Origin of the sequence: Undibacterium sp. JH2W, assembly GCF_049340425.1 — a bacterium.
Lineage (GTDB): Bacteria > Pseudomonadota > Gammaproteobacteria > Burkholderiales > Burkholderiaceae_D > Undibacterium.
Genome location: NZ_JBMPOT010000009.1, coordinates 119,773 through 136,233, shown reverse-complemented (window position 1 = coordinate 136,233; position 16,461 = coordinate 119,773). Strand labels below are relative to the sequence as shown.

The 16,461-nt window shown below is 47.9% G+C and carries 17 protein-coding genes; 7 read left to right on the top strand and 10 right to left on the bottom strand.

Annotated elements, in window-relative coordinates; genetic code table 11:
* Positions 1–17: 17 nt before the first annotated feature.
* From ACO0LC_RS15120 to ACO0LC_RS15110, 3 genes are all read right to left on the bottom strand, one after another.
* Positions 18–494, bottom strand: coding sequence for a GNAT family N-acetyltransferase (locus tag ACO0LC_RS15120; RefSeq protein ID WP_423004468.1), 477 nt, complete (start codon positions 492–494; stop codon positions 18–20).
* Between the two features lie 53 nt (positions 495–547).
* Positions 548–1,774, bottom strand: coding sequence for a DUF2863 family protein (locus tag ACO0LC_RS15115; RefSeq protein WP_423004466.1), 1,227 nt, complete (start codon positions 1,772–1,774; stop codon positions 548–550).
* 66 nt (positions 1,775–1,840) lie between these two features.
* Entirely contained in the window at positions 1,841–2,533 is a 693-nt protein-coding gene (locus tag ACO0LC_RS15110; protein ID WP_423004464.1) for a glutathione binding-like protein, read from the bottom strand.
* Between the two features lie 167 nt (positions 2,534–2,700).
* On the opposite strand from ACO0LC_RS15110, the gene ACO0LC_RS15105 reads away from it, so the two are divergent.
* The 4 genes from ACO0LC_RS15105 (at position 2,701) to ACO0LC_RS15090 (ending at position 6,224) form a co-directional block, all read left to right on the top strand.
* Positions 2,701–3,558, top strand: a complete 858-nt coding sequence (locus ACO0LC_RS15105; RefSeq protein ID WP_423004462.1) for a DMT family transporter — start codon at positions 2,701–2,703, stop codon at positions 3,556–3,558.
* Between the two features lie 163 nt (positions 3,559–3,721).
* Positions 3,722–4,102 (top strand): BlaI/MecI/CopY family transcriptional regulator, encoded by a 381-nt coding sequence (locus ACO0LC_RS15100; RefSeq protein ID WP_423004460.1) that lies wholly within the window; start codon positions 3,722–3,724, stop codon positions 4,100–4,102.
* Entirely contained in the window at positions 4,099–5,427 is a 1,329-nt protein-coding gene (locus ACO0LC_RS15095) for a M56 family metallopeptidase (protein WP_423004458.1), read from the top strand. Before ACO0LC_RS15100 ends, ACO0LC_RS15095 begins: the two co-directional genes overlap by 4 nt.
* 74 nt (positions 5,428–5,501) lie before the next feature.
* A complete protein-coding gene (locus ACO0LC_RS15090) occupies positions 5,502–6,224 on the top strand; it encodes an SIMPL domain-containing protein (protein ID WP_423004456.1) in 723 nt (240 codons plus the stop codon).
* 110 nt (positions 6,225–6,334) lie between these two features.
* On the opposite strand, the gene ACO0LC_RS15085 is transcribed toward ACO0LC_RS15090, so the two are convergent.
* From ACO0LC_RS15085 to ACO0LC_RS15060, 6 genes are all read right to left on the bottom strand, one after another.
* Complete coding sequence (locus ACO0LC_RS15085) at positions 6,335–7,594, bottom strand: acyl-CoA dehydrogenase family protein (protein WP_423004454.1); 1,260 nt, start codon at positions 7,592–7,594, stop codon at positions 6,335–6,337.
* A 70-nt stretch (positions 7,595–7,664) separates the two neighbouring features.
* The gene (locus ACO0LC_RS15080) at positions 7,665–8,732 is read right to left on the bottom strand and encodes a phosphotransferase (RefSeq protein ID WP_423004452.1); all 1,068 of its coding nucleotides are present in this window, start codon (positions 8,730–8,732) and stop codon (positions 7,665–7,667) included.
* A 223-nt stretch (positions 8,733–8,955) separates the two neighbouring features.
* Complete coding sequence (locus tag ACO0LC_RS15075) at positions 8,956–10,794, bottom strand: hypothetical protein (RefSeq protein WP_423004450.1); 1,839 nt, start codon at positions 10,792–10,794, stop codon at positions 8,956–8,958.
* 3 nt (positions 10,795–10,797) lie between these two features.
* The gene (locus ACO0LC_RS15070; RefSeq protein WP_423004448.1) at positions 10,798–11,550 is read right to left on the bottom strand and encodes an SDR family NAD(P)-dependent oxidoreductase; all 753 of its coding nucleotides are present in this window, start codon (positions 11,548–11,550) and stop codon (positions 10,798–10,800) included.
* Position 11,551: 1 nt separating this feature from the next.
* The gene (locus ACO0LC_RS15065; RefSeq protein WP_423004446.1) at positions 11,552–12,853 is read right to left on the bottom strand and encodes an FAD-binding protein; all 1,302 of its coding nucleotides are present in this window, start codon (positions 12,851–12,853) and stop codon (positions 11,552–11,554) included.
* A complete protein-coding gene (locus ACO0LC_RS15060) occupies positions 12,850–13,236 on the bottom strand; it encodes a GtrA family protein (RefSeq protein ID WP_423004444.1) in 387 nt (128 codons plus the stop codon). The genes ACO0LC_RS15065 and ACO0LC_RS15060 overlap by 4 nt, the downstream gene beginning before the upstream one ends.
* Here ACO0LC_RS15060 and ACO0LC_RS15055 point away from each other — a divergent pair.
* The 3 genes from ACO0LC_RS15055 (at position 13,227) to ACO0LC_RS15045 (ending at position 15,459) form a co-directional block, all read left to right on the top strand.
* Positions 13,227–14,174, top strand: coding sequence for a decaprenyl-phosphate phosphoribosyltransferase (locus ACO0LC_RS15055; protein ID WP_423004442.1), 948 nt, complete (start codon positions 13,227–13,229; stop codon positions 14,172–14,174). The two genes, ACO0LC_RS15060 and ACO0LC_RS15055, sit on opposite strands and share 10 nt — an antisense overlap.
* 2 nt (positions 14,175–14,176) lie before the next feature.
* Positions 14,177–14,596 carry a divergent PAP2 family protein gene (locus ACO0LC_RS15050; RefSeq protein WP_423004440.1) on the top strand — a complete coding sequence of 140 codons (420 nt, stop codon included), beginning with the start codon at positions 14,177–14,179 and terminating at the stop codon, positions 14,594–14,596.
* A gap of 359 nt (positions 14,597–14,955) precedes the next feature.
* A complete protein-coding gene (locus ACO0LC_RS15045; protein WP_423004438.1) occupies positions 14,956–15,459 on the top strand; it encodes a hypothetical protein in 504 nt (167 codons plus the stop codon).
* A gap of 147 nt (positions 15,460–15,606) precedes the next feature.
* Here the strand turns inward: ACO0LC_RS15045 and serB are convergent, their stop codons facing one another.
* Entirely contained in the window at positions 15,607–16,455 is an 849-nt protein-coding gene (gene serB, locus ACO0LC_RS15040; protein ID WP_423004436.1) for a phosphoserine phosphatase SerB, read from the bottom strand.
* Positions 16,456–16,461: the final 6 nt, after the last annotated feature.

Genomic DNA, 16,461 nt, shown 5'->3' with positions numbered 1-16,461 from the left:
TCAATGTGGCGTAAGCTTTAGATATCTTCGCAGAACCGCATGGGCAGGAAAGCGATGCCATGCATTTCTATGAGATCGCCAGTCGCGACAAAGCCAAAACGCTGATAAACAGGTATGGCCTTGACGGAGGAATTGACCGTAAATGGTCCAGTATGCCCACTGGATGTGGAAAGAGCCTGCGCCCTTTGCCAAAGTTCGCGGGCTAGTCCTAAGCCCTGGAATTCTGTTGCAATGAATAGGTGGTATAGATGGCTGAGGTCGCGCATGGCAATGAAGCCTGCCAGTTTTTCATCCTCTAGGGCCAGGATGAAATGGTAGCGTGGGTCCTGGATATAAACTTGCTCTGCTTTTTCTGAGACCGACTCTAAAAAAATTTCAGTTCCTGCACCGTCGGCATGCACAAAAAAATCTTGCGTAAAGTCAGCAATTAAAGCACTGATAGCGAATGCATCGCCATCAGTCGCTGTGCGGAAGTGAAAAGTAGTCGGAGCCATGTCTAAATCGAGCTTAATAATCAGTGAAAACTCAGTGGAAAACCAGTGAAAACTCAGTGAAAATGCGTGGCACCCGGAGTTGGTGCATCATCCGGCATTTCAGTGTGTACCAGATCACTGTCACGGTCTGCAAACAGTGGTGTGCCACAGTCATCGCAGAATTCCATGGCAAAAATTTCTTCGAGTTGAATGATTTCAGTCACGCCACATTCTTGCAATATGCCAGGAATCTCTCCTGCAAGTTGCTCATTCTCATCCAGATTGATAGCAATGATTTGATCTTCTGCCTGATATAAGGGCCAGACCACGCCATAAATAACTTCAGGGGCATCGCGCAAGCAAAAACTGATGCGGTATTCATCGACTTGCCCAGGATTTTCCTGCTCACCAAAAGAGGCGATGATGACGCTGAACTGATCTGCTTCCTTGCCCAGGGTCTGGGTCAGGTAGAACATCGCAGAACGTATTGTGGCCGGGCGTATCTTGATATCAGCTTCACGGCAAGCTGTGTAATAAGCTTCGGGCAATAAAAGTTCTATACCGCACCCGGGCACCAGGCGCTTGATAGTGGCGTCTGTTTGCTGTTGCCACTGAAGTAATGCCTCGTTTTTGGCTTCTACGCTGTCATAAGGCGCATCTATGGTTTGCCATTGGAAAAGTGGGGCATCTTTTTTGACCAGGATGACGCCCAGCACATAACGGATATCTGCCAGAAAAGGAATGGTGTGTGCACGTTCCGCTTCTGTAGGCGACGGAAGATTTTTCAACATGGCAAGACCATGCCGTTCAAGCAAGGCGTAGGTTTCTACATGGTTGCGCGGTAACTGGTCTATCGAATACAGGCCGGGCAACAAACGCAGTTGTGCCTGGTCAGCGAGTAAATGCGCACTTAATTGGGTATGCAATATTGCCAGTGCTTCTGTTGGGATGCTGCCAGAAGCAATTTCAAAGCGGGTCCAGGCCAATATGGGGGCAGCGATTAGCAAGCTGACATAGGTCTGATTTTCGTATTCAAACTGGGTACTGGTACTGACGGACTCCAGGGTTTCGGTCAATACTTCATAGCCATTGGGGTGGGTCTGGAACAAGTGTTCAGTTGCAGCTTCCAGCATCTCCTGATGATGTTGCCTGAGACTCTTGGTGACCAGTGCATCCAGTTTGGCTTGCCAGTCAAGATCTTCTACACGGCTGGCCGATTGCGCAACTGCAAGCGCAAGATTGGCAACGCGCTGGCTCTCAGCGGCGAGTTTAAGGCGGTTTCTTTTTATAGGGCGACGCATACTGAAATAGAGTAGAGGGGGTAAGCCCATTGTAACGGCAATTGGCTTCACCCCCGGTAAATGAGTTTATTTCTTTGCGTATTGTGTTTTTCCAAACAAAACTTCTCTTGCCTTGTCGTTGTCCAGTGGCTTGCGTGCATCTGCCAAAACTTGCACGCCGCGCTGTACGGCAGGTCGTTGGCTGATGGCATCAAACCAGCGTTTGGCATGCGGGAACTCTACCCAGTCTACACCCTGATTGGCAAATGAGCGTGTCCATGGGAAAGTGGCGATATCTGCAATGCCATATTCTTCACCAGCCAGATAAGTGGTTTTCTCCAGTTGTGTGTCGATAACACCGTAGATGCGCCTGGTTTCATTGGTGTAGCGGTCAACGGCATATTCTATCTTTTCAGGTGCATAGATCCTGAAATGATGGGCCTGACCTAACATAGGACCAACACTGCCCATCTGGAACATCAGCCATTGCAATGCTTCATATTTTTCCCTGTCTGTCTTCCCAAGGAATAAGCCAGTTTTACCAGCCAGGTAAATCAAAATCGCACCCGATTCAAACAGGGCGATAGGTTTGCCGTCAGGACCATCTGCATCGACGATGGCAGGTATCTTGTTGTTGGGTGAAATCGCCAGGAAATCGGCTTTGAATTGATCGCCAGTACCGATGTCCACAGGAATAACGCGGTAAGGCAAGCCGCATTCTTCCAGCATGATGTGTACTTTGTGTCCGTTTGGTGTCGGCCAGGAATAAACGTCTATCATTGCTTCCCTCTTCAATGGGTTGATGAAAACAGCAGGTATCTATTATGCATAGATTAATGCGTTTGCGCTTTAATCCAAAATAAATGTGCACACCCTCATCCGACATGTTGCATCAACGATTTTATACTTCGGCTGTATACTTGACGCTCTTCAAGCATAAGCACAATATGAAAAAAACCGCCTTGTCTTCCCTGTTTGCCCTGCATATTGCCGTATTTTTATTTGGCGCTGCCGGTGTACTGGGCAAGATGCTGGCAGTCAGCTCTTTATTGCTGGTATTTGGGCGCACTCTGTTTGCCGCCTTGTGCCTGATACCTGTGCTGGCGTACCAGAGACAATTGCATTTTCGCGATGTATCAAAGAGCGTTGTCCTGTGCGGTTTTTTGTTGGCCATGCATTGGCTGACTTTTTTCGCCTCGCTCAATTTTGCACCAGTTGCTTTTGGCCTGATGGGCTTCGCCAGTTTTCCTTTGTTTGTCGCCTTGCTGGAACCATGGTTTTTTAAGGAGCCAAGAAAAGCACATGATGCCTGGGCTGCTTTATTTGTCGTCATAGGTATGCTAACCATGGTTAGCGCAACGTCTTGGGGTGACGGCGCGATCTATGCATTGGGCCTGGGAATATTATCCGGCTTCAGTTTCGCTTTGCTGGCAATGATGAATCGCTGGCAGGGTGCTCAAATGCCTCCATTCAAACAGGCATGTCTGCAAAATGGTGTGGCAGCCGTATTGCTCTTGCCCTTAGTGTTGCTGACGGGCGATATGGTAGGGAAAAGCATGCAAACCTGGTCGGGATTGATCTTGCTTGGTGTTGTATTTACCGCGCTGTCACATGGCTTGTTCATGTTCAGCCTGAAAAAATTATCAACGAGTTTTGCCAGCATCATGACCTCGCTGGAGCCAGTGTATGGCATGTTGCTGGCCTATCTGCTTTTACATGAAACACCTGGCCTATGTGAATTAAGTGGTGCTTTCATCATATTGGCGGCTACTGCTTATGCCAGTTATCAACATCAAGGGCACTGACTTGTTAGCAGTCTTATCCTGTCTTTGGCTTTTCCATCTCAACTTTAATTTGTAGCTTTTTAGCATTCGTTTTAACTGCATAAAGAAGTAGACAAAACAATCTAGACAAATTGATCTAGACAAGATAATCTACATTCTAAGCAATTATCTACGAAAGCAAAATATGAGCAAAATTAGTTCGCGCAAGCCCACCACCGCAGAATTGGATTTATTGCGCCTGATGTGGCAGCTAGGACCATCCACTGTCAAAGATGTCCATCAGGCAGCAGTACAGGAAAGACCCGACTTGTCTTATGCGACAGTCTTGCGGCTCATGCAAGTCATGCATACCAAAGGTTTGCTCAGCAGGGACGAGGCACAGCGTTCGCATGTGTATGCCGCAGCGCAGGCGCAAGATTCCTTGCAGACCAATCTTTTGAAGGACTTGATCCATAAAGCTTTTTCTGGCTCAGCCAAAGACCTGGTCATGGCAGCTTTGCGAGGACACGTTAGCAAGGAGGAAAGAGATGAGATACAGAAATTGCTGAATGAGGAAAAAAAATGAGCCAACTCTTTCCGTCCATTATCAATGCCCTGGGTTGGGCTTTATTGCATTTCCTATGGCAAGCTTTGGTGGTTGCCCTGTTTTTGGCCTTGTTCTTGAGCTTTATCGGTGCTTCCAAGGTGGGCGCTCGTTATGCAGCCAGTTATCTGGCATTACTTGTTTGTTTGCTGGTATTTATCAGGGAATTTTCTCTGCGTATGACTACCACTCATTCCGGCATTGAAACTGAGGGAGTGAGCGGTATGTTACCAGGGCTGGATTTGAACCAGTCCAGCTGGATAAATTTGTCAGCTTGGCTGGAGATGCACCTGAGTACTATCGTTCTGGCATGGTTGAGCTGCGTGGTTTTACTCGCAATGCGCATGGTGGGAGGTTTATTCTGGATAGGTGCTTATACCAATGCCGGACGTAACAAATCAGACTTGCGCTGGCAAATGCGTATAGATCAATTAAGTCAGCAATTTCATGTCCGTGGCAGGGTCTTATTCAGACTTGCCGATGAATTGGCTGGCCCTGTCACGGTAGGCATTTTCCGACCCATGATTTTACTGCCCAGTGCCATGCTAAGTGGCATGCCTGCTGATTTGCTGGAAATGCTGGTGGCGCATGAAATGGCGCACATTAAACGACATGATTATTTGCTGAACCTGATGCAGTCCGCCATAGAAACACTGCTGTTCTATCACCCTGCAGTATGGTGGATATCAAAACAAATCCGTAATGACCGGGAAGAAATTGCGGATGAACTTGCCGCAAGAGTGACAGGCGAACCGCGGCGTCTTGCTCTTGCACTTTCTGAATTGGCCAACTTCCAATTCATCACCCCTCAACTAGCCCAAGCGGCACATGGAGGAAATCTTATGTCTCGTATTAAACGTCTGCTCAAACCTGAAGTGAAATCAGTGAACTGGAAGGCGGCGCTCGCCATTGTGGGTCTGACTACCAGTTGTCTTGCCTTGTATGCCCAGGCAAATGCCCCAATTGCAGCAACGGATGCCAAGAGGCAGGCGGTAGAAACGGCCCTGGTTGCCAATGAAAGAAACGGGGATAAGAGTCCAGTCATCGACTTTAACAAATGCAGACCTATATATCCCAAAGCCTCATTGCAGCGTGAAGAGACTGGTGTCGTCTATGCCTCGGCTCTGGTTGCCGCAAATGGCAAGATATTAAAGGCTAAAGTTGATCGGTCGGCAGGGTTTCCAGACTTGGATAATGCCGTGGTTGATGCACTTGAAAATTGCAAAACCAATGCGATGCCAGGGCAAGTGAATGGGAGAAAAACGAATCTATGGGCGAAAGTGCAGTTCGTCTGGGTATTGGAATAAAAAATATACGGGCGTTGGTTTAACTAACGCCCGTTTTTAATCCTGAGCATGATGTCTTAAGAAAATATGAAACCATGAAGCGTCACTATTTGCTGATTTTGATTTTCGCTCTCATTCCCATGTATGGAAAAGCAGGGGCTTTGCCTGCCTATCCTTTTATTCATGTCAATGGCAGTGCCACCATTGTTTTGCCAACCAACATGGCTGAGTTGGATTTTGAATTGACTGCGTTCACGTCAAATGCGGATGAATCACTGGCATTGCTGAATACGCAATCAGAACAGGTACTTGCATTTTTACTGGATCATAAAATCGCAGGTACGGATATTGCCGCCCACGATACCAAAAAGATGGTCAGTGGGGATGAAATGGCTAATTCAGATATAAGCTTGCAACGCTATCGCTTGATCAGGGCTTTTCACGTGTATGTGAAAAATCTTGATGGCTGGAATATCTTGACGCAATTCTTGCTTTCCAAACCTAGCCTGGGGAATTTCTCTGTGCGCTTTGGGCGCACGGATTATGCACAAATTGAACATGATCTGACTTTCAAAGCGGCTAAAAATGCCAGAGACAGGGCAAAAGAATTAGCGGCTGGTTTCTCTGTCAAACTGCTAGGGCCAACGGCAGTGTCAGAACAGGCTTTGACCCGGGTGGAAAGTGAGCTCGGCTTAGATGGGGCTAAAATCGTTCAAACTAATTTAATTGCTAGTGACAAGCCTACCATGAGTGATTTGTCTTTACCTGGCGCATTGATGTACAAAAAAACCGTCAATGTGATTTTTCGCACCAGGTAATGCAGGAGGCAAGTAAAAGTACAAGTAAGAGCGCAAGTAGAGTACAGGTAAGCGTGCACAAATCATGAAGTCATTGATTTGTGCTCGGGTTTCACACCGGTCTTGTTTGTTCAAGAGCGGGTAATCGGCAAACCTAAATCCTCAGTCAGACTGATGTGCTTGGCCAGTTCCAGTTTTGCGATCGCGTTTCTATGCACTTCGTCCGGGCCATCTGCCAGGCGTAGGGTGCGATTGCCAGCCCATTGCGCCGCCAGCGGAAAATCGCCAGAAACACCACCAGCACCATGGGCTTGTATGGCCCAATCCAATACTTGCTGGGTGACGTTTGGTGCCAAGACCTTGATCATGGCAATTTCTGCCTGTGCATGTTTGTTGCCTACAGTGTCCATCATATAGGCAGCCTTCAGAGTCAGCAGACGCGCAGTATCTATTTGTATGCGTGATTCGGCGATGCGTTCACGCCAGATGCTTTGCTCTGAGATTTTCTTGCCAAAGGCAGTGCGGCTATTGAGACGTTTGCACATCAACTCCAGCGCACGCTCTGCCACACCTATGGCGCGCATGCAGTGATGGATGCGACCAGGGCCAAGACGACCCTGGGCAATTTCAAAACCTCGGCCTTCACCTAAAAGAATATTCGACGCTGGTACACGCACGTTTTCAAACAGGATTTCGCAATGGCCATGTGGCGCATCATCGTAACCAAAGACGGGAAGAGGGCGGACTACGGTAATGCCAGGGGTTTTGGCATCCACCAGTATCATCGATTGTTGCGAGTGACGGGCCGCATTGAAATCAGTCTTGCCCATCAGAATGTACACAGCACAACGCGGATCACCGGCACCAGATATCCACCACTTATGACCGTTGATGACATAGTCATCCCCATCGCGGTCTATACGGGTTTCTATATTGGTGGCGTCTGATGAGGCGACTCCAGGCTCGGTCATTGCAAAGGCAGAGCGGATTTCACCGCGCAACAAGGGTTCCAGCCATTGCTTCTTGTGTTCTTCGCTACCGTAGCGTTCTATGGTTTCCATATTGCCAGTGTCCGGGGCAGAGCAATTGAATACTTCTGGCGCCCAACTTACACGACCCATGATTTCGCATAGGGGAGCATAATCCAGATTTGACAAGCCTTCTGGTGCACGTACTGATTTTGGCAGGAATAAATTCCACAAACCCTGGGCGCGTGCTTTAGGTTTTAACTCTTCAATGATCTGGGTAGCGATCCAGCGATTGCCTTTTTCCAGGCCATTGCGGTCGATTTCTTCCTTATAGGCTTTTTCATTTGGATAGATGTGTTCATCCATGAAACGCAAAAGCCGGCCTTGCAAGTCTTTGCAGCGATCTGAGTATTCGAATTCCATGTTGTCTCCAATGAATTTGTTCGTTTTGTGCTACTTTGGAACTGCAAAAATTTGCTGTCTGTGTGGACGATTACCTCTGAGCGTAACTCCAGCCCAGTTCTGCCATGGGTCGTGCCGCTTCACCAGATTTCTTGGCTTGTGCGCTGGATGCAGTGCCATCTACATAGCGCTTCATGATGCCTTGCAAAATCCCCGCCATGCGGAACAGGTTATAGGCCAGATAGAAATTGAAATCTTCAGGGCGTATGGTTTTACCGGTGCGTTCACAATACTTGGCGATGTACTCTTGTTCGTTGGGGATGCCCAGGGCCTGGTGATCGAGACCGGCAATGCCACGGAACTGGCCAGGGGTGACGTGCCAGCTCATGCAGTGATAGGAAAAATCAGCCAGGGGATGGCCGAGGGTAGATAGCTCCCAATCCAGTATCGCCATGATACGTGGTTCGGTGGGGTGGAACATCATATTGTCAAGGCGGTAATCACCATGCACGATACTGGTGTCGTCACCAGGTGGGATATTGTGCGGCAGCCATGCAATCAGATTATCCATGGCCTCTATTTTTTCAGTTTCGGAAGCACGATATTGTTTGGTCCAGCGGTCTATCTGGCGGGCAAAGTAATTGCCAGGCTTGCCGTAGTCTGCAAGGCCAATGGCGACATAGTCGATGGTGTGCAATTGGGCGATGACACGGTTCATTTCGTCGTATATTTCGCCGCGTTGGGCTGGTGTCATGGCAGGCAGGGATTGATCCCACAACACACGACCATCGACAAATTCCATGATGTAGAAGGCGCGACTTATGACATCCTCATCGGTACAAAGGGAGTATTGACGTGCAGCGGGGAAGCCTGCCTTGTTCAAGGCATTCATGACCTTGAATTCACGTTCTATGGCGTGGGCCGAAGGCAAGAGTTTTGCGACCGGGCCAGGCTTGGCACGCAGGACATAGCGTTGCTGACCTGCACTGAGCTTGAAAGTGGGATTTGACTGGCCACCTTTGAATTGCTCAACCACCAGCTTGTCTGCCAGTGCAGCATCGAAACCCTCAACATGCTGACGCATATAGTCTGCAAGTGCCGCCACATCAAATTTTTGACGCTCGGCCACTGGCATGGTGCCCATGAATTCTTCAAACATCCCTGTCTCCCCATCGTTTAGGTTTTAGTACCATCTTACCCTTGGCATGGACGAATATGCCTGGTTGCTTAAAACAATTCTAACTCAAATAATAGAACGTTCGTACTATTATTTGAGGGCGATCATGTATGCCATGTCAGAGTAAGCTTTTTACCGAATGTTTGGTGAGGTATAAGAAGAGGGCTTGCCATGATAAAATTGACATCATGGCAAGTAATAATAATCAAATTCTTCGTAAATATATGGTTTGAATCTTCAGATTTGACGTGCCGTTCCACTGGTTTCTGAATTCAAAAGTATGCGGACGCAAGAAGTTGTTAGTGAATTCCAGTTTCAATTCTTTGACATCGTCCTCAGTCCCATATAAAGGAAGCAATAATTTTCGTTTGCCACTTGATGTGTCGTATACATCGAACCATCCAACGGATTGCTTTGCTGTCCCCGGGCTACTATATTTGACTACGATCTCATAGTCACCTTTACCCAGGTTCAAGAAAGGGCCATAAGTCAGAAAGCCCGGATGATCAATTCCTTGTTCTGCGTAGCGAACCGAACCAGCCAGCCTGCCGGACTCAGATGGCAAGTCGCTGGCGTGAAACAGGATCTCACTTTTAGGGTAATTGTTATAGACTCCGCCAACTGCAATGCTGGCACTAAAAATGATGGTGGAGTACATCCCTATGGCAAGTAGCTTTCTTTTCTGTAAAAACCCCATCATGAAAAGTGCGGCAATCATGCTCAGCCAAACATAATTGGGTGTGTAACTAAATGCCCACTTCGAGTTATATAGCATGGGCAGCCAGGATTTAATCGGCAAATAGTAAATTGAATAACTATCAAACCAAGTTTCGGTTGCCTTGTTATAAGAGTTAATGCATTGTTCTGCATAAAAATAAAAAAAATTCAGCTGTAGCAGCATTGATAGTCCGACGACTATTCGAAATAATTTTTCTTTGACTTCGGCAAATCTGATCAACCCATAAATCGTCGGAACGACAAACACTATTGTGGCGGCCCAGGCAAATCGACCGGAAAAACTCCCCCCCCCATACCAGTTTGGGTGCAGTGCATTTGGCACTATCAAGGACAAGAAAACCAAGCCCCAAAGGACAGCAAATTGGCGATTGAATCTGTACAGCCAGGCGATGGCAAGTACACCGATCAGGTTGAGAGGATTTTGTAGTAAAAACCCTTGATTCTGGTCAAAGTGGAGGCCGAACAAGACCATCAGACTGGTTTTGCTGATCTCCAGTGCGCCGGATTGGTAAGGCCCGGATATTTTCCCGAAAGCATAGTAATTGTAGGTGGCCAGCAAAATACAAGAGACTCCGGCGACGAACAGTAGCCTCAAAATTCTGGGGACTTCCTTGGATTCAAGATAGATTTTACTTGCTATTGCAATTACCAGTAACACACAGCTTGCTGCAAATTTCACCTGTAGCCACGGCAAAAATACGATGGCAATTGCCAGTAGCAACTCCTGAAAGGTGGAGCGTTTTTGCTGGCTTGTGATAAACCAGTAAAGGCCAGTCAAGGAGATCAGGCCAGCCAACATATCCGGATATACCTGGCTGGATGCAGAAATGAAAGGCATAGCTATGCCGACCGCGGCGACCGTCCAGAATCTATGTTTTTCGTTCTTGGAAAACAGGCCACTGAATTTCCATCCCAGGATGATGATGATTGCACTGCTAAAAATCATGAACAGCTTGGCGCCTAGCGTGCCTCCAAGTAGAAATGGTATGCCCAGCAATATCGGAAGCCCGATATTGTGCGCATTAAATTTGCCGTTCGGTCCTGACACTGTATGAGAGTTCTCCGGTGTCAGTGCTGAACCTGGTGGAGCAAGGCCGTACTTGAATATATTCCTTGTTGCAAATTCTTCTTTGTATATTTCTGTTTGTTCCAGGGCGCCGTGTTTCACAATTCCATTGGCCATGATCAGGTAACTCGGCTCATCGCCAGTGATATAATTGGCATCCTTTCTTTCCCAATTCATGAAGGTCAGCAAGGAAAACAGTAAATAAACGAAGAGAATTTTTGCTAGTGGGGATATTCTCATTGCTTATATATCCATCTTGTTAAATATGAATCTGGGCAGGTGGCGGATTATCATCATGATGAGCATCCATTTGCCAGGGGCATAGACAAGAGGCTTTCCTGATTCGATGGCTTTTACGATCTGTCTCGCTACATCTTCAACCGGTGCCAGTTTCGCGCCTTGGCTCTTCAAGCGACTGGTCATCGGGGTGTCAGTTGGACCTGGTTTGATCAAGGTCACTTTTACTGCAGTACCAGCGAGACGATGCTGCAGTCCCTGTACATAACGAGTCACCAGGCCTTTTGCTGCGCCATACACATAGTTGGATTTTCTTCCTCTATCGCCTGCCACAGAACCTATCACTGCAATATTTCCATGTTGTGCTTGTAGCATATGCTTTACAAAAGCTTCAGCATACAAGACCGGTGAAATACCATTGATCTCCAGAGCCTCTTTGCAGGCACTCAAATCGTTTTGGCAATCGGCTTGCTCTGGCAATGAGCCATGTGCTATCAAGACGATGTCCACCGTCCCCTTGATTGCAATGCCATCTACGAGGGACTGGATGGCAGTGGGATCGATAAAATCTGCTTCTACTATGTCAAAGTCTGATTCAGGGCTGCGCACCTTCAGGTCATCTGCTACACGCTGCATGCGAGCGGCATTACGCCCTATTAAAGTGAGGTGTGCGGCTTGTGTCTGCAGCCATATTCTGACGCAATGCTCGGCCATAGCCGAGCTTGCCCCTACAATGACGATTCTTTTTTTGCTATTCAATTCAACTTCCCATCAAACGGCGTGAAAGCCCGGAACTGATGCCGGGATCACGGTATTTTAAAAACTCATGCAGACGTGGATAGCCTGCCTCGAAAAGTTCACGCGGCATGCGCGCATCTTTGGCCGGGTAAATTCGGCCACCTGCTTCACGGACGATAGCATCCAGTCTTTCAAATAATTGATGCGTCCGCTCCCCATGATTGGGAAAATCCAGCGCCAGCGTCACACCGGCTTGTGCAAAGCTCAACATGCCAACAGGCTGGCGGTTACCAAAGGTTTTTAGTACGGCAAGAAAAGAACCATCACCAGAGCGGGCAATTTCTTTTAGCATGTCCTGAATAGCTGCTTGGCCAACGTCGCGGGCTACCACGCTTTGATACTGGAAGAATCCTTTGGGCCCATACATACGGTTCCATTCCAGCAGATTGTCCAGTGGGTAGAAGAATGACTGATAATGAGCCATGCCCTTACCAGCTTGCCATTTTTTTAGATAGTAATAGGCAAAATTGAAAGGCCGTAGGGACAGGCGGTTTACCAGGGAGACAGGGGGCGTGAATGGCATACTGCGTTTACCACTCTTGGGTTCAGGGAGTGCCAGGCCCCCCCCTGGATTTGCTCGCATGAATATCCCCCGGCTGGCGGCGCCGGACATGCAATCCACCCAGGAAACAGTATGTTCCCAATTTGCCTCAGACGCATCCGCAAGATGAAAGAATTCCTCCAGACTATTATAGTGAATGGTTTCAGTATCTAACCATGGGCCAATTACCGGACGCAACTGTAACTCTGCTTCTACGATCAAACCTGTCAGGCCCAAACCACCTACTGTTGCAGCAAACCAGTCTGATTTTTCTGTCGGGCTACAAACGATGATTTCTCCATCTGTACGCAGCAACTTGATGCGCCTGACATGATCGCCAAAAGTGCCAAGCATGTGATGATTCTTGCCATGCACGTCATTGGCGATGGCGCCCCCAACCGTCACCATTTGGGTTCCAGGGCTAACTGGTAAGATCCAGCCACGCGGTATCATTAACTGTTGTATGTCTCTGAGTTGCACACCCGCTTCGCAAGTCAGGCAACCAGAACCTTCATCAAAATGGATGAAATGGTCCAGACCGGTAGTGAGCCAAAGTAGGCCACCAGGATTAAGGCAGGCATCACCATAGCTACGCCCCATGCCATGAGCGAGGCCAGGGAATTGGGCATGGCAGATCAAATCCCTGATTTTATTGGGGTCATTGAGACTAAGCAAATGATGGGTATCTGCACTGAGACGTCCCCAGGCGCTGACCTGTGTCATGCAGGATCCGTGCGAAAAACATAGCGTTTATCCAGTTTGTACTTACACAGATAGCCTATTGCCAGACCAAGGGCACCCCCTGCATAGCGCATTTCTTTGGTCTTGAAAAAAAAGTCAAAACCAAACTCAAAGCCCCAAAAAACCACTGTTGTGATCACGCCCATTAGGGTGTAAAGAACAAAGGTCTTGCCGTCATGGGTTGCATTCTGAGCATGAAAGCGAAAAATATACCGTTTATCTAGAACGTATTTGACGACCAAACCAGCACCTGTGCCAATGATGAGGGAAGCAAGGATAGCAAACGCGCCATTGTAATGACGGATAACGATATCTTGTGTTGTGATGTTTACTATCATCGCAATTAATGCGAAAATTGAATACATTATTGTTAAGTTCATACGGGAAACATTGCCATGAATTTAAGCTGGATAAATTAATGCATGATAACTTAATAACTCACACGACACCAGTGCGCTTGCTGGGCTTGCTCAAGCTGATGCGGGCCAGGCAGTGGATCAAAAATGGTTTCGTCCTTGCTCCACTGATGTTTTCAGGTGAATTTTTGAATGTCGCTGCAGTGAGTCATGCATTGTTTGCGATGCTGCTGTTTTGTCTTGGCTCTTCCGCGACCTATATCATCAATGACATACACGACATTGAGCAAGATCGCCTTCATCCAAAAAAATCCAAGACTCGGCCTCTCGCAGCTGGCACAGTAAGCATTCCCATGGCTTTGGTTTTGCTTGCTGTGCTTTATGCAAGCGTATTATGGGGCTGGTTTATTGCACCTAAAGTGGTGTTGGTTGTTGCTGCTTACATGGCATTGAATGTTGCTTATACTTTTGTACTGAAACATCAGCCAGTCGTGGATATTTTTACGATTGCCATCTGTTTTGTGCTGCGTGTGTATGCAGGTGCGGTAGCTTTGGCCGTTCCAGTATCTGCATGGATGTTCGTCACTACACTTTGCCTCGCTCTTTATTTGGCAGCAATAAAGCGGAGGCAGGAGTTAATGCAAAGTGGCACTGAAGGTCGCAAGGTACTTAAAAAATACTCAGTGGCACTGATAGATAGATATGCTGAAATGTCTGCAATTTGTGCGCTGGTTTTTTATGGTATGTTTGTGATGTCGAGCAAACCCCAGTTGATTATCACTGTACCCCAGGTTTTGTTTGGTTTATTCCGTTATTGGTATGGCGTTGAAGAACTCGATGGTGGAGAGTCACCAACTGAGGCTTTACTAACAGATTGGCAGCTCTTATTAACCGTCGTATTGTGGGTGGTAGCCTGCATTTGGGCTTTGTGGCCAGCACAAGGATGAAGATGGATTTTTCGTATGCACTGACACCTTTCCTTGCCTGGCTGGTGGCTGGAATAATGAAGTTCACTATCAATAGCATCAAGGCCAGGCAACTGGCCTTTGGTTTGATTGGCTATGGTGGTTTGCCAAGTAACCACAGTGCCATCGTTAGCAGCATGGCTTCACTGATCGCCTTGAAGGAAGGAATAGCTCACCCGGCTTTTGGTGTGGCGGTGACCCTGGTCTTTATTGTGGTGCTGGATGCCAATAGCCTGCGCCGCCAGGTGGGCAAACATGCTGAAGCCATCAATAAATTGGCAGCGACCTCTACTGATCATCAGAAATTGCGTGAGCGTATGGGGCATACGCGTATTGAAATCCTGGCCGGTATCCTGGTTGGCATTGCAGTTGCATTTGCTGTTCAGTGGAGTATTGGTCGTTAAGCAAATGCATGCTTGGTTTGCCGTCTACTTAGAGTAAGTTCAATATCGCATCCAGTCCCGCAGAGGCGGCGCGACATCTGCTAGTGCCGCCATATCAAACTTCAATGCTCGGCCATCAGTATGTTGGCCATGAACTCTTCAAGCATCGGTGCATCCTAATTGTTTGAGTGTGATCCTGCTCTGGGCAGGTGTCTTTTACTTTCGCGTCAATTGCTTGAATCCAGCAGTTATCCATGCTGTATTTTCTGATGATACGATTTAGGTAAAAAAACGCGACTTTTGAGCTGCCTGTTGCTGTGCTTTGTTCATTGCTGCAGACTTGTATTTCTCTGGTAACTTTGCCATACAAGGAAATAGACATGCTCAAACATATCCTCGTCAGCCTTGCCATCATGTTGATGACATTTATGTCAGTAATTGCAGCCCCTGGCTATGTGATTATTGATGCCAGCAAGCCTCATGTGACAGTGTATACCTCAATACCCAAGTCTTTGCCTGATGCTGATATCGACAAGGTGAGGGCGCAAGTAAGTGCGCAGGCAGGGGCCAGTATGGAAACATGGGATGCCTTCAAAAACAATTTAAATTTACACGTAGAAGCCAGAATACAGAAGAATGATTACCCCGAGCTGTCAATCAAAGAAGGGGTGATGGCTTTTCTTGAAAAGTATGAAGGTATTCCACTAGGCTTGGCATGGAATGGTGGTATCGCTTTTACTTACAACGATTACGTGTATACGCAAAAAACTTACCAGACCTATTTGAAAAAGCCGGACTCTGTGACGAGAACAAGCGACAGGAGACGCGACCCTGTGCATCCGGTCAATCATTTTGGGGCCTTGATGTCGAATCTGCCCGATTAAATCCGTGGTTTATTCCTTGTAATATCTCTTGCCCAGTGTCGGGAAGTAGCACGGCCTAATAGTGTACGTGCATGGGGTGCACGGCGGTGGAGGTTCGTATCCTCTCGCGCTGATCAATTGAATGGAGCCTTAGAGTGAACCATGTGTTCAAAGCAGATTCAACACCCCATCCAGTCCGACAAAATTCAAAGCTACATCTGCTTGTGCACGCACCACAGGCTTGGCCCTGAAGGCGACTGACAAGCCAGAAATTTTCATCATCTTCAAGTCATTCGCGCCGTCACCCATGACGATGGCCTGATTGGTGGTAATACCCATCTCGGCACAGACGCTTTCCACGGTTCTCTGTTTTTCGTCAGCATCGACGATGGTGCCTATGACTTTGCCGGTCAGTTTGCCATCCTGGATTTCAAGTACATTGGAATGGGTGTAATTGAGGTTCAGGCGTGATTTCATGCGGTCGGTGAAGAAGGTGAAGCCGCCGGATACCAGCAAAGTCTTGAGGCCGGCTTGCTGTATGGCTTTCAGCATCTGCTCCGCACCCAGGGACAATTGCAGGCGTTCGTCATAGACACGTTGCAGGGCGCTGGCGTCCAGGTCTTTGAGCAGGGCGACGCGACGGATCAGGCTTTCCTGGAATTCCAGCTCGCCTCGCATGGCGGCCTCGGTAATTTCTGCCACTTGCGGTTTCAAGCCCTGCATGTCCGCGATTTCATCGATGCATTCTATGGTGATCAGCGTCGAATCCATGTCCATGGCGACCAACTTGAAATCGGCCAGAGCAAGTTGCTGGTCCAGAGCTGTGACATCCAGTTGAGCAGCGAAGCAGCGTTCGCGTATTGTACTTAAAGCATCCTCATCACATTCTGCATCATCGAGGCGCACTGCCTGCGCATTCAATTGCACTATTTTTGCCCTGGTCTGGCTGGCGATATCCTGAACGAGTGCAGTGTTATTGCTGAGCGTGTTGTTCAGGCCTTGTATGGTCAAATGCATGGTGGT

Bases quoted from the DNA above. Each gene is read 5' to 3' on its own strand.
- ACO0LC_RS15120 (WP_423004468.1), bottom strand. From the start codon at position 494: ATGGCTCCGACTACTTTTCACTTCCGCACAGCGACTGATGGCGATGCA.
- ACO0LC_RS15115 (WP_423004466.1), bottom strand. From the start codon at position 1,774: ATGCGTCGCCCTATAAAAAGAAACCGCCTTAAACTCGCCGCTGAGAGC.
- ACO0LC_RS15110 (WP_423004464.1), bottom strand. From the start codon at position 2,533: ATGATAGACGTTTATTCCTGGCCGACACCAAACGGACACAAAGTACAC.
- ACO0LC_RS15105 (WP_423004462.1), top strand. From the start codon at position 2,701: ATGAAAAAAACCGCCTTGTCTTCCCTGTTTGCCCTGCATATTGCCGTA.
- ACO0LC_RS15100 (WP_423004460.1), top strand. From the start codon at position 3,722: ATGAGCAAAATTAGTTCGCGCAAGCCCACCACCGCAGAATTGGATTTA.
- ACO0LC_RS15095 (WP_423004458.1), top strand. From the start codon at position 4,099: ATGAGCCAACTCTTTCCGTCCATTATCAATGCCCTGGGTTGGGCTTTA.
- ACO0LC_RS15090 (WP_423004456.1), top strand. From the start codon at position 5,502: ATGAAGCGTCACTATTTGCTGATTTTGATTTTCGCTCTCATTCCCATG.
- ACO0LC_RS15085 (WP_423004454.1), bottom strand. From the start codon at position 7,594: ATGGAATTCGAATACTCAGATCGCTGCAAAGACTTGCAAGGCCGGCTT.
- ACO0LC_RS15080 (WP_423004452.1), bottom strand. From the start codon at position 8,732: ATGTTTGAAGAATTCATGGGCACCATGCCAGTGGCCGAGCGTCAAAAA.
- ACO0LC_RS15075 (WP_423004450.1), bottom strand. From the start codon at position 10,794: ATGAGAATATCCCCACTAGCAAAAATTCTCTTCGTTTATTTACTGTTT.
- ACO0LC_RS15065 (WP_423004446.1), bottom strand. From the start codon at position 12,853: ATGACACAGGTCAGCGCCTGGGGACGTCTCAGTGCAGATACCCATCAT.
- ACO0LC_RS15060 (WP_423004444.1), bottom strand. From the start codon at position 13,236: ATGTATTCAATTTTCGCATTAATTGCGATGATAGTAAACATCACAACA.
- ACO0LC_RS15050 (WP_423004440.1), top strand. From the start codon at position 14,177: ATGGATTTTTCGTATGCACTGACACCTTTCCTTGCCTGGCTGGTGGCT.
- ACO0LC_RS15045 (WP_423004438.1), top strand. From the start codon at position 14,956: ATGCTCAAACATATCCTCGTCAGCCTTGCCATCATGTTGATGACATTT.
- serB (WP_423004436.1), bottom strand. From the start codon at position 16,455: ATGCATTTGACCATACAAGGCCTGAACAACACGCTCAGCAATAACACT.